General features: G+C 72.6%; 7 protein-coding genes. 4 read left to right on the plus strand and 3 right to left on the minus strand.

Annotation, left to right across the window (positions count from 1 at the left end; all coding sequences use genetic code 11):
• Nucleotides 1–30 precede the first annotated feature (30 nt).
• From AB0927_RS14980 to AB0927_RS14990, 3 genes are read right to left on the minus strand one after another with little or no spacing between them, the layout of a single operon-like run.
• On the minus strand, nt 31–1,629 hold the full coding sequence (locus AB0927_RS14980; protein WP_366667990.1) for a fatty acid--CoA ligase: 1,599 nt from the start codon (nt 1,627–1,629) through the stop codon (nt 31–33).
• A gap of 34 nt (nt 1,630–1,663) precedes the next feature.
• Nucleotides 1,664–7,396, minus strand: a complete 5,733-nt coding sequence (locus AB0927_RS14985) for an SDR family oxidoreductase (protein WP_366667991.1) — start codon at nt 7,394–7,396, stop codon at nt 1,664–1,666.
• Between the two features lie 11 nt (nt 7,397–7,407).
• Nucleotides 7,408–7,707, minus strand: coding sequence for an acyl carrier protein (locus tag AB0927_RS14990; RefSeq protein ID WP_366667992.1), 300 nt, complete (start codon nt 7,705–7,707; stop codon nt 7,408–7,410).
• 152 nt (nt 7,708–7,859) lie between these two features.
• Here AB0927_RS14990 and AB0927_RS14995 point away from each other — a divergent pair, with 152 nt between their 5' ends.
• From AB0927_RS14995 to AB0927_RS15010, 4 genes are all read left to right on the plus strand, one after another.
• Entirely contained in the window at nt 7,860–9,491 is a 1,632-nt protein-coding gene (locus AB0927_RS14995; protein WP_366667993.1) for an aldehyde dehydrogenase family protein, read from the plus strand.
• A gap of 27 nt (nt 9,492–9,518) precedes the next feature.
• Nucleotides 9,519–10,661, plus strand: a complete 1,143-nt coding sequence (locus tag AB0927_RS15000) for an acyl-CoA dehydrogenase family protein (RefSeq protein ID WP_366667994.1) — start codon at nt 9,519–9,521, stop codon at nt 10,659–10,661.
• A gap of 88 nt (nt 10,662–10,749) precedes the next feature.
• Nucleotides 10,750–12,045 carry an aminotransferase class III-fold pyridoxal phosphate-dependent enzyme gene (locus AB0927_RS15005; protein ID WP_366667995.1) on the plus strand — a complete coding sequence of 432 codons (1,296 nt, stop codon included), beginning with the start codon at nt 10,750–10,752 and terminating at the stop codon, nt 12,043–12,045.
• A gap of 2 nt (nt 12,046–12,047) precedes the next feature.
• On the plus strand, nt 12,048–12,530 hold the full coding sequence (locus tag AB0927_RS15010; protein WP_366667996.1) for an SRPBCC family protein: 483 nt from the start codon (nt 12,048–12,050) through the stop codon (nt 12,528–12,530).
• The last annotated feature ends 3 nt before the right edge of the window (nt 12,531–12,533 follow it).

A 12,533-nucleotide genomic window follows, 5' to 3' on the forward strand; every position in this document is an offset into this window, starting at 1 on the left:
CACTCTCCGCGGGGACGTCGGGGAACGTGCTCATACGGGGCCCCCGGAAGGAGACCTCGTCGCCGTCAGCTCTCCGCGCACCGCGCGGCGCAGGATCTTGCCCGAGGGGTTGCGGGGCAGGGAGTCGGCGAAGTGGTAGGTGCCGGGGATCTTGTAGTCGGCGATGCGGCCGCGCAGGGACAGCAGGAGTTCGCGCGGGGTCGCCTCGGCGCCGGGGCGCAGGACGACCACCGCGTGCACGCTCTCGCCCCAGCGTTCGTCGGGCAGGCCCACCACGGCCGCGTCGGCGACCGCCGGATGTGCGGCGAGGGCCTTCTCGACCTCGGCCGGGTAGATGTTCTGCCCGGCGACGATGATGGTGTCGTTCATGCGGTCGCACAGATGGAGGTAGCCGTCCTCGTCGAGGTAGCCGGCGTCACCCATGAGCAGCCACTCCCCCACCAGCGTGCGGGCGGTGGCCTCGGGCAGGTTCCAGTAGCCGAGCATCCGGGAGGGCGCGCGCACGCAGACCTGGCCGATGGCGCCGGGCGGCAGGCTCTCGCCGTCGGGGCCGACCACCTTGATCTCGTTGCCGGGGCAGGGCAGGCCCACCGAGGTGAGCCGGGTGCTGCCGGTGTGGTGGTCGCCGGGCGGCAGGCAGACGGCGACGCTGCCGGTCTCCGTGCTGGCGTAGATCTGCGCGAACTCGCAGCGGTACGTCTCCAGGCACTGCTTGAGCAGCGTCTCGGACATGGGCGCCGCGCCGTAGGCGATCTTGCGCAGAGAGGTGAACGCCTCGGGTCCGGCCTCGCGTTCGGCGGCCATCGCCTGGAGCATCGCGGGGGCGGCGAAGGTGGTGGTGACGCCGTGGGCGCGGATGAGCCGGACGGCCTCCTGCGGGTCGAACTGCGGCATGATCACGCTGGTGCCGCCGGCGTTGAAGGTGTGCAGGAACCAGCCGATCCCGGCGACGCCGAAGCCCGGCAGGGAGATCAGCGCGACGTCCTCGGGCAGCCAGTCGATCCAGTCCACGCCCCGCTCGCGGCTGGCGTGCGGCAGGGTGAAGAAGCTGCGGTGGGCGAGGACGGCGCCCTTGGGCAGCCCGGTGGTGCCGCTGGTGTAGATCTGGATGACGGCGTCGTCGGGTCCGGTGCCGGGCGCGGGGTCGGTCTCGGGCTGGTCGGCGGCCCAGGCGAGCAGTCCGGCGCCGCGGGCGGGGTCGCCGTCGGCGTCGGTGCCGTCGACGCGGACCACCCGGTGCAGACCGCGCAGTTGGGACCGTACGGCCGCGACGGTGCCCCAGAACTCGTCGTCCACGAAGATCAGCGCGGCGCCGGAGTCGCGCAGGATGTGGTCGACCTCGTTCGGGGTGAGCCGCCAGTTGACCGGCACCAGGACGGCGCCCGCCTTGGCGCAGGCGATCATCACGACGTAGTAGTTCGCTGACTCGCGTCCCAGGTAGGCGACCCGGTCGCCGCGCCCGACCCCGCCGGCGCGCAGGGCGTGGGCGACGCGGTTGCTGTCGCGGTGCAGCTTGCCGTAGGTGGTGACGCGGCCCTCGCAGATGACCGCCGGGTGGTCGGGGCGGGTGCCGGCGTGGGCACGGGCGGAGTGGTGGAGCGTCCAGCGCTCCCTCGGTATGTCGTTCATGGTGATGTGCCGCCTCTGTCTGACTGTCCGATCGTCACGCCGCCGGCGCCGGGGCGAACTGCCCGTCGACGAACTGGGCGAGCGCGCGGACCGTGGGGTGGTCGTGGGTGAGGGAGGCCGGCAGGGGCAGCCGGAACGACTGCTCCAGTGCGGCCTTGACCTGCTGGGCCATCAGGGAATCCAGGCCCAGCGACACGAACTCGCTGTTCGGGTCCAGCTCGTCGCCCTCCTCCAGGTGCAGGACGGCGCCGACCTTCTCGCTCACCACGCCGGTGACGGCGGCGAGCCGTTCGGCGTCGGGGAGTGCGGTGAGCGCGGCGAGGTCGAGGCCGGTGCCGTCCTCACCGCCGCCCTGGCGGGCGAGCCGGTCGTAGAAGAGGTCGCCGGTGACGCTGCCGGAGACATAGCGGTCCCAGTCGAACTCGCCGACGATCCGCTGGGTGCGGGGCCGCCCCCAGAGCCGGGCGAGCGTGTCCAGGGCGCGGGTGGGGGAGAAGAAGCGGACGCCGCTGCGTTCGATCTCCTGGCTGAGGTGTTCCTCCAGGCGGGCGGACATGCCGACCCGGGCCCAGGCGCCCCAGTTGACCGACAGGCCCGGCACCCCGCGCCGGCCGCGCCATTCGGCGAGCGCGTCGAGCCCGGCGCTGGCTGCGGCGTAGTGGCCCTGGGTGGCGCCGCCGAGGACGGAGGCGATGGAGGAGTAGGTGACGAAGAACTCCAGTTCGGGGAAGGAGGTCTCGGCGGCCTCGTGCAGCAGCCAGCCGCCGTACGCCTTGGCGGCGAGCTGGGCGTCGATGGACTCCCAGGTCAGCTCGGAGATCAGCTTCTTGTCGTAGGAACCGGCGGCGTGCACGATCCCGCCGAGCGGGTGCGGCCCCGCCGCGAGGTGCCTGACCAGGCGCTGGACGTCCTGCGGCCGGGAGATGTCGGCGCGTACGACGTCGATCTCGGCGTCGGCCGCGAGGTCGGCCAGGAGCGGGGCCGCCTCCTCGGTGGCCTTGCCGCTGCGGCTGACCAGGGTGAGGTGGCGGGCGCCGAGCGCGGCCAGCTTGCGGGCGGTGACCAGGCCGAGGCCGCCGAGACCGCCGGTGACCAGGTAGGTGCGGTCGGGGCGCAGCTCGGCGGGCCCCTCGTCGGCCGGCTCGGGCCGCTCTTCGAGGTCCTCGGGCAGGGTCACCCAGGCCGGTCCCGCCGGGTCGGACAGTGCGGTGCGCAGCGCCTCGCCGGTCTCGTCCAGGCGGAAGTGCGGGGCGGCGTCGTCGCCGGTGGCCGGTACGACGGCGACCGCGGGCACGGTGAGCGTGGCGCGGAAGGTCCCGTCGTGCCGTACGAGCACCTCGTCGCCCGGTGCGAAGCCGGTGCCGTCGGCGGCGGCGAGCACGGTGCCGCGGGCCAACTGGCCGAGCAGCGGCGGGGGTTCCTCCTCGCCGGTCTCCTCCGCGCGTTCGGCGCGTCCGGTGTCCAGGGCGGCGCGGGCGTCCTCGGCGGTCAGGCCGACGGCGCTCACCCGGACCTGGACCTCGTCCGCCTGCGGGGCCAGGTCGGCGACCGGCGCGAGCACCAGGTCCGACAGGTCGCCGGAGTCGGGGGCGCGCAGTTCGAAGCCCCCGCTCCAGGTGAGGCTGGCGTCACCGGCGAGCAGCCGGCGCACGTAGCGGCGGCCGGGGCGGTGGGCGACCTGGAACTCGCCGGCCGGTTCGGCCCGCCATTCCTCGGCCAGCGGGGCGAGGCCGCTGCCGGGGGCGAGGTCGACCAGGGTGGCCCGGTACTGCGCGTACTCGGTGAGCAGCACCCGGCCGAAGCCCCACAGGGTGGCCGCGCCGAGGTGGCCGCCGTCACCGGCCGGGTCGCCGGGCAGCCACTGGGCGCCCTCGGTGACCAGCCACAGCCTGGGCGGCCGGTTGGCGGCCTCCAACGCGTTTATGAGGGCGAGGAGTTCGCGGTAGTTGTCCTCGCACTCGGCGCGCAGCCGGTCGGCGGACATGGGCTCGGAGCGCTGGTGCCACAGCCGGCAGACGTCGGTGACGGTGGGGTCCTCCAGGGCCGCCTTGAGGTCGGTGAGGTCGGGCAGCCAGGTGACCTTGAGACCGGGTTCGGCGGCCAGCTCGGCGGCGCGCGCGGCCGAGGGGTCGAGGAGGACGACGTGCCGGGCGGGGGCGCCGCCGCGGGCGGGCAGGGCGCGGCGCACCCACTCCGGGCGGTGCAGGAACTGGCGGCGTCCGCCGCGGCCCTCGGGGCGGGCCATGCGCACCCCGAGGAGTTCGGCGACCGGGTCGCCGTTCTCCAGGAGCAGCACGTCGGCCACGCGCCGGTCCTGTTCGCCGCGGACCCGGGCGAGGACGCGCAGTTGCTCGCCGCGCGGCTTGCGGAAGTGCCGTACGGAGGCGATCTCGCGGGGCACGAACACCGGGCCCTCGGGGTCGAGGACGACCAGCGCCTGCACGGCGGCCTCCAGCAGCTCGGCCGGGACGTGCTCGACGGCGCTCGCGTCGCGGCCGGTCAGCTCGCCGGTGACCAGCGCCCCGGCAGGCGGCGTCCGGCCATCGAGGAGCGGCGTCCGGTGCGTGCTATCGGTGTGCCGGGCGGCCTTGAGGAGGAGCCGCATGCGGGGGCCCTGGGGGCGGCCGACGGAGGCGAGGTCGGTGTAGATGTCCTCGTCGTCGATGTGCTGGGCGGCCGGGGCGAGGCCCGCGTCCAGCTCGGCCAGTTCCGAGACGGGCACGAGGGGCTCGGGGTCGGCGGCGACCGTGGCGGTGGCGTGCAGGTTCTCCTCGCCGCCGACCAGGGTGTACACCTCGACCTCGGCGCCGCCGCCGGGGCGGGGCCGCCAGCGGGTGGTCAGCGCGGTGACCGTCTCGGCGGGCAGCTCCAGCGGGGCGAGCAGCCGCAGGTCGCGGACCGCGTTGCGGGCGTGGCCCTGGACCGCGTCCTGCACCGCGAGCAGCAGGTCGACGTAGGCGCCGGCGGGCAGCACGGTGCGGTCGTCGGCGGCCAGGTCGGCGAGCGCGCCCAGTTCCTCGGCGGTGAACTCGGCCGTGAACTCCCGTACCCCGCTGGCGAATCGCTCCTCGGTGCCGAGCAGCGGGTGGCGCGCGGTGCCGTTCTGGGCGGAGCGGCGCGGGGTGACGGACGGCAGCCAGTAGCGCTTGCGCTGGAAGGCGTACGTCGGCAGGTCGACGCGGGCGGGCGCGGGGTGCCCGGCGTGGTAGCCGTCCCAGGCGACGGCGAGCCCGGCCGCGTAGTAGTCGGCGAGGGCGGTCAGCGTGGTCGCGGTGGTGGTGTCGCGGCGGCGCAGGCTGGCCAGCCACAGGTGGTCCTCGACGGTGACCGAGCGGCGGGCGAGCGCGGTGAGCCCGGCCTGCGGGCCGACCTCGATCAGGGCGTGCCGGCCGCGCTTGGCGACGGCGCGGATGCCGTCGAGGAAGCGCACGGGCTCGCCGATGTGCCGCACCCAGTAGTCGGCGGTGCCGATCTCGCGGAAGCGGGCGAGCCGTCCGGTGACGTTGGAGATGAGGCTGATCTTCGGCTCGTGGAAGGTGATGCCGTCGAGGGCGGCGCGGAAGTCGTCGTAGACCTCGGCCATCAGCGGGGAGTGGAAGGCGTGGGAGACCTTGAGACGCTCGACGCGCACGCCCCGCTCGGCGAGGAGGCCGGTCACCTCGTCCAGGGCGGCGCCGCCGCCCGAGATCACCGTCTGGTCGGGGGCGTTGACCCCGGCGACGGCCAGGTCGTCGTGGCCGTCCAGGAGCGGGGCGACGTCCTCCAGGGGCGCGGAGACGGCGGCCATGCCGCCCTCGGCGGTGACGGCCTGCATCAGCCGGGCGCGGGCGGCGACCAGCTTGACGGCGTCCGGGAGGCTGAACAGCCCGGCCACGGCGGCGGCGACGACCTCGCCGATGCTGTGCCCGATGAGCACATTGGGTTTCACGCCCCAGGCCATCCACTGCTGGGCGAGCGCGTACTCCAGGGTGAACAGGGCGGGCTGGGTGTACTCGGTGCGGTCGATGGCCTCGGGGTCGGCGGCGGTGCCGAGCAGCAGGTCGCGCACGGAGCGGCCGAGGGGGGCGGCGAACAGCTCGTCGCAGGCGTCGACCTGGGCGCGGAAGACGGGGAGGGCCGCGTAGAGGGCGGCGCCCATGCCGGCGTACTGGGAGCCCTGGCCGGTGAACATGAACGCGGTCTTGCGGATGCCGGTCGGGCCCTCGTGCTCCTGCCCGGCGGCCTTGTCGAGGAGCTTGACGAGGGCGGCGCGGTCGGCGACGGGGGCGGCGATCCGGTACGGGTGGTGGGCGCGGCTGGTGTTGGCGCTGTGGCAGAGCGCGGCGACGGAGGTCTCGGGTCGCTCGTCCAGCAACGCGCGGTAGCCCGCGGCGAGTTCGCGCAGGGCGCCCGCGTTCTTCGCGGAGAGGGTGAACAGCGGTGCGGCGCCCGGGAGTTCGGTCTCCTCGACGGAGTGCTGCGGTGCTTCCTCCAGCACCACCGCGCCGATCGTCCCCGCGAAGCCGAAGCTGTTGACGACCGCGCGCTTGACCTCGGCCTTCCAGGGCTCGCAGGCGGTGGGCACCCGCAGCGGGTACAGGTCCCAGGGGATGCGCCCGGAGGGGTTGTTGAGGTTGATGTGCGGGTAGATCGTGCCCGCGCGCAGCTGGAGCACCGTCTTGATGACGCCGACGATGCCGGAGGCCGGCTCCATGTGACCCAGGTTCGTCTTCACCGAACCGACGACCACCGGCTGGTCCTTGGTGTGCGAGTCCACGAAGACGTCGCCGATGGCGCCGAACTCGATGGGGTCGCCGAGCGGGGTGCCGGTGCCGTGCGCCTCGACGTACTGGATGTCCTCGGGCGCGAGGTGGGCCGCGGCAAGCGCGCTGCGGATGACCTTCTCCTGGGCGGGCCCGTTGGGCACGGTCAGGCCCGCGCTGTCGCCGTCCTGGCCGACGGCGGTGCCGCGCACCAGGGCGAGGACGCGGTCGCCGTCGCGTTCGGCGTCGCTGAGCCGCTTGAGGACGACGATGCCGCAGCCCTCGGCGCGCGCGTACCCGTCGGCCGCCTCGTCGAAGGTCTTGCACTGGCCGTCGGGGGCCAGCATCTGCGCGTTGGAGAACATCACCGGGATGCGCGGGTGGTGCAGGGCGTTGACGCCGCCGCACAGCGCGATGTCCGTCTCGCCGCCGCGCAGCGCCTGCACGGCCAGGTGCAGGGCGACCAGCGAGGAGGAGCAGGCGGTGTCCACGCTCATGCTCGGGCCGCGCCAGCCCAGGAAGTAGGAGAGGCGCCCGGAGAGCGGGAACATGGTGATGCCGGAGGCCAGATGGCCGTCCAGCTCCTCGTACGGCAGCGAGTCCAGCTCCAGCGCGTAGTCGATGGAGCTGGCGCCGATGTAGACCCCGCCGTTGCCGCGGCGCAGCGGAGCCGGGTCGATGCCCGCGTGCTCCAGCGCCTGCCAGGCGGTCTCCAGCAGCAGCCGCTGCTGGGGGTCCATGTAACGGGCTTCCTTCGGCGAGATGTTGAAGAAGCCCGCGTCGAACAGGTCGATACGGTCGAGGAACCCGCCGGCCGAGGCGCGGATCTTGCCCTTGTCGTCGGGGCCCTCGGGGGTGAACGCGGCGACGTCCCAGCGGTCGGTGGGGATGGGGCCGATTCCGCTGCGGCCCTCGCGGAGGAACTCGTCGAACTCGTCGGGCGAGCCGCTGCCGCCGGGGAACCGCAGACCGATTCCGACGATCGCGACCGGCTCGGGCGCCTGCGCTGATTCCTTACGCGGCATGGAGCGACTCCTCAAGCTTCCTGGACGGCCTGGGTCAGGTGGTCCACAAGGTGGGAAACGGTCGGCTCGTTGAAGAGCACGCTGACGTTGATCGACAGGTCCAGGAGCTGTTCCAGGCTCTGGCGTATCTCGGTCAGGCGCAGCGAGGTGAGCCCGAGATCGAAGTAGGAGATGTCGACGGGGAGGTCCTCGGAGTCGTCCATGAGGAGAACGGCCTTGAATTTCCGCAGGACGATTGTCTCGATTTCTTCGCTGAGTTCACTGCGCGGCAGCTCGCGCAACCGCTGGATGGTGCTGACGACGGGTGACATGCGCCTCATGCAAGCAGCGGCGGCTGACACCTCGCTGACGGCGCGGAAGCGGCAGGTTGGCTGGATCAGTCGGGTGTCAGCGCCGGGTCAGATTCCGCTGTCACGCTCGCATTGCTTCAAGAAATCCACACGCCATATCCGAAAGGCTGAAGATGCTTCGCGAAGCCGCGCAGGAGGAGAGTGCTGAGGCACCTTCCGGATTGAAGAGTTACGACCTCTACATCGCGGGCAAGGACGTCGCCGGCGACGGCTGGGTGTACACCGTCAGCGGGCGTTCGCTGCTGGAAGACGTGTTCACCAGCGTGAGCCTGAAGCGCTCCCTCGAACAGGACCCGGAGTCCGAGGCGGCCAAGCACCCCTACGTCGTCGGGCGGTGCGCGATCGCCGACGACTCCGCGATCGACCTGGCCACCCAGGCGGCCGCCGCGGCCGCCCCCGCCTGGGCGGCCGTACCGCTGGAGCGGCGGATGCGGCTCGGCACCCGGTTCCGCGAGGAACTGATCAAGCACGAGGACGAGTTCCTGCGGATGCTGGTCGCCGAGTCCCACCCGGTCAAGCTCGCCCGCTGGGAGCTGAGCTGCCTGCTCCAGATCTACGCGCCGGGCTCGCTGCGCTGGTACGACAAGCAGATGCGGGTGGAGAAGGAGTACAACGGCCGCCGGCTGATCCTGCACCGCCAGCCCGACGGGGTGGTCGCCTTCAACCCGCCGCAGAACGCCCCGCTGCCGAGCGCCGCGCTGTGCGTGCTGGCGCTGATGGCCGGCAACGCGGTCGTCGTACGGGCCCCGCGCAGCATCGCGCTGTCCACCATGTGGCTGCTGCGCGACATCGTCGCCCCGCTGCTGGAGGAGTTCGACGCCCCGCCCGGCGTGCTCAACGCGGTCTGCTCCAACCCGAAGCAGACCATGGACCGCTGGATCGCGGACCCGCTGATCAACGACATCTTCTACATCGGCGGCAGCCAGGAGGGCCTGCGCTTCGAGCAGAGCTGCGTGGCCCACGGCAAGAAGCCGATCCTCGAACTCGCCGGGAACGACGGCATCGTGGTGTGGAAGGACGCCGACGTGAAGTGGGCGGCCGAGGCCATCACCGAGGCGTTCTACGGCTCCGGGCAGATCTGCATGGTGCCCAACTACGTGCTGGCGCACCCGGATGTCGCCGAGGCGCTGATCGCCGAGGTGAAGGAGCAGGTCAAGGGCATCAAGCCGGGCCTGCCCGAGGAGGAGGACGTGCTGCTGTCGCCGGTGCGGCGCAGCGAGCGCTTCTTCCGGCTGCTGCGGCAGGCGCTGGACAACGGCGCCGAGCTGGTCACCGGCGGCAACCGCACCGAGGTGGACGGCACGGTCTCGGAGACGGGTGTGTTCCTGCAGCCGACGGTGGTGCGGGTGGACGGCCTGGACCGGGCGCGCACGTACGACGTGGTCCGCGAGGAGACCTTCTTCCCGCTGATCCCGATCGTGGTCGCCGAGCGCGATCACGACGACGCCCTGCTCGAATCGTTCCTTCAGTTCGTCAACAGCAACGACTACGGGCTGCGCAACTCCCTGTGGTCCCGCTCGGACCACGTGGTCGAGACGTTCGTGCGGCGCACCGTCAACGGCGGTCTGCTGAAGGTCAACGACTCCCACATCGGCTTCCTGCCCTACCTGCCGAGCCACGGCGGCACCGGCCGCACCGGCGGGGCGTTCGGCGAGGCCAACTACCCGATGCTCAAGACCTCCCACGTCCAGGGAGTGAGCATCGCCCGCGACGTGAGCCCGTACGACGCGGTCTTCGGCGCCTGAACCCACCCAGTCCTCGGAGGTTTTCCCGTGCGTTCCCTCGATGTCGCCCGGACCGTGTGCGAGCGGTTCCACCCCGGACTGCTCAAGGAACTGGAGCAACTCCCGTACGAGCAACGGGAGAAACCCGGCAGCCCGGTGATCGACCTGTTCCGCATCCACGGCGGGGTCGGCCTGCTGATACCCGAGGCCTACGGCGGCCACGGCGCTGCCCCGCTGGAGGCGCTGCGCGTGCAGCTTGCCCTCGGCGCGGTCTCGCCCTCCCTGGTCGCGGCCGTCTCCATGCACCACTTCACCGCCGCCATGCTGTACTCGCTCGCCGTCAAGTCGGGCCGGCTCACGCCCGCGCAGACCGAGCTGCTGCACCAGATCGTGCCCGACCAGCGGGTGCTGGCCTCCGGCTGGTCGGAGGGCCGTACCGCCGCCAACATCCTCAAGCCGGCCGTGACCGCGCGTCCGGTGGAGGGCGGCTTCCTGCTGTCCGGCGCCAAGAAGCCGTGCAGCCTGTCGCGTTCGATGAGCCTGCTGACGGCGTCCACCGCGATCCACGGCGAGGACGGCGGCGAGCCCGAGCTGGCGCTCGCGCTGGTCCCGGCCGACGCGCCGGGCCTGACGGTGCACGAGTTCTGGGGCAACGACCTGCTGGCCGGCGCCGAGAGCGACGAGGTGCGTCTGGAGGACGTGTTCGTGCCGTCCGAGATGGTGGTGCGGGCCGGCGCGGACGACCCCACCCGCCTGGACGACCTCCAGTCCGCCGGGTTCGTCTGGTTCGAGATGCTGATCTCCGCGGGGTACGCGGGGGCGGCGGCGGCGCTGGTGGAGCAGGTGCTGGACCGCAAGCGGGGCGGCCCCGAGGAGCGGGCGGCGCTCGCCGTCGACATGGAGGCGGCGCTGGCCCTGCTGGAGGGCGTGGCCCGGGGCACCGGGGCCGAGCCGGGAGACGAGGAGTCGGTCGCGCGGGTGCTGGTCGCCCGGTACGCCGTGCAGAACGCGCTGCCGGACATCGTGGCGCGGGCGCTGGAGCTGCTGGGCGGCCTGGCGTTCATCACCGACTCGGCCAGTGCGCAGGCCGCCGCGGCGACACGGGCACTGGCCTTCCACCCGCCGTCCCGGATCGCCGCGTCCGAGCCGCTGCTCACCTACTTCGACGGCGGGCCGCTGGTTCTCGCGTAGTCGGACCGAAGACAGCCCCGCGCCCCTGACCCGGGGCGCCCGCCCCGCCGGCGTCCTGAACCTCCCCATCCATTGGAGTGAGTGACACGTGACCGTCCTGCACGATTCCCCCCACGCCCCCGTCATCGACGACGAGGCCGAGATCCTCAACCTGTACCGGGCCCACCTCTCCAAGGGACGGGCCACGCTCGCCGAGCTGTTCGGCAGCCACATGGAGGTGGCCTCCGAGGGCGCCTGGCTCACCACCAGTGACGGTGAGCGCTTCCTGAACGCGGGCGGCTACGGCGTGTTCATCATGGGCGCCCGGCATCCGATCGTCATGGAGGAGGTGGAGCGCCAGCTTCGCACCCACCCCACCGCGACCCGCATCCTGCTGGAGCCGACGGTGGCCCGCGCCGCCGAGGCGCTGGTGTCCGTGCTGCCGGCCGGGCTCGACCGCGTGCACTTCGCGCTGTCCGGCGCCGAGGCGGTGGAGACCGGCCTGAAGCTGGCCCGCGCGGGCGGCTTCAAGCGGACCGTCTCGATGCGCGGCGGCTACCACGGCAAGACGCTGGGCGCCCTGTCGGCGACCGCCAAGGACGTCTACCAGGCCCCCTTCCGCCCGCTGGTGCCGGACTTCCTGCACCTGCCGTTCGGCGACGCCGACGCCCTGGAGGCCGAGCTGAAGGCCCACCCGGGCGAGGTGTGCGTGATCCTGGAGCCGGTCCAGGGCGAGGGCGGCGTCATCATCCCGCCCAAGGGCTACCTCAAGCGGGTCGAGGAACTGGTCCGCGAGTACGAGGGCTTCCTCATCCTCGACGAGGTGCAGTCCGGGTTCGGCCGGCTCGGCGAGTGGTGGGGCGCCGACTACGAGGGCGTCGTGCCGGACGTGCTGCTGGCCGGCAAGGCGCTCGGCGGCGGGGTGATGCCGGTGTCCGCGGCCATCGCCACCCGCAAGGCGTTCCGCCCCTTCGACAAGGACCCCTACGTCCACACCGCCACCTTCTCCGGGCAGCCGGTGCTGATGGCCGCGGTGCAGGGCGCGGTCCGCGCCGTCAAGGAAGAGCGCCTGGTCACCCGGGCCATGGACCTCGGCGCCCGGCTGCTGCCGCGGATCGCGGAGGTCGCCCACCGCAACATCCCCGAGCTGGTGGTGGACGTCCGCGGCCGGGGGCTGCTCATCGGCGTGGAGCTGGTCGAGGCGGGCCTCGCCGGCGAGCTGCTGATCGAGCTCTTCAACCACGGCGTGGTCGCCAACCACTCCATGAACGGCAGCTCGGTGGTGCGGTTCACCCCGCCCGCCGTGCTCAGCGACACCGACGTCGACTACCTCGTCAACTCCTTCGACCTGGCCACCCGTGACCTGATCAAGGGTGCGGCCACAATGCCGGAAGGCGGTAACTGATCGTGCGGCACGTCGAACTCGAAGCCCTGATACCCGCGGAGCAGGCCGAGGAGGTCCTGCACGCCGTACGGCGCTGGGAGAAGTACCCGGACCTGGCGCCGCACGTGAACGCGACCACCGTGCACTCCGCCTACCCCGACCCGAAGCCCTCCTCCAGCTGGGAACTGCACTTCCGCAGCGGACTGCTGCGCTGGACCGAGGACGACACCGTGCTGCCGGAGGCGGGCGAGATCCGCTTCGAGCAGTCCGACGGCGACTTCGACTCCTTCACCGGCACCTGGGCGGTCAAGCAGGACGGCGCGGACGTCACCGTCCGCTTCGACGCCGACTTCGACTTCGGCATCCCGAGCCTGGAGGGCATCCTCGACCCGATCGCCGAGCGCGTCATCAAGGAGACGGTCGCCTGGGCGCTGACCGGCCTCTACCCGGCCGTGCGCATCCAGGGCGGCATCGAACTGAACACGCCCGCCGCGGTCGGCGCCTGACCC

This window comes from Streptomyces sp. NPDC048106, assembly GCF_040706415.1.
GTDB lineage: Bacteria > Actinomycetota > Actinomycetes > Streptomycetales > Streptomycetaceae > Streptomyces.

Coding starts and splice junctions, on each gene's coding strand:
- AB0927_RS14980 (WP_366667990.1), bottom strand. CDS start 1,629: ATGAACGACATACCGAGGGAGCGCTGGACGCTCCACCACTCCGCCCGT.
- AB0927_RS14985 (WP_366667991.1), bottom strand. CDS start 7,396: ATGCCGCGTAAGGAATCAGCGCAGGCGCCCGAGCCGGTCGCGATCGTC.
- AB0927_RS14990 (WP_366667992.1), bottom strand. CDS start 7,707: ATGTCACCCGTCGTCAGCACCATCCAGCGGTTGCGCGAGCTGCCGCGC.
- AB0927_RS14995 (WP_366667993.1), top strand. CDS start 7,860: ATGCTTCGCGAAGCCGCGCAGGAGGAGAGTGCTGAGGCACCTTCCGGA.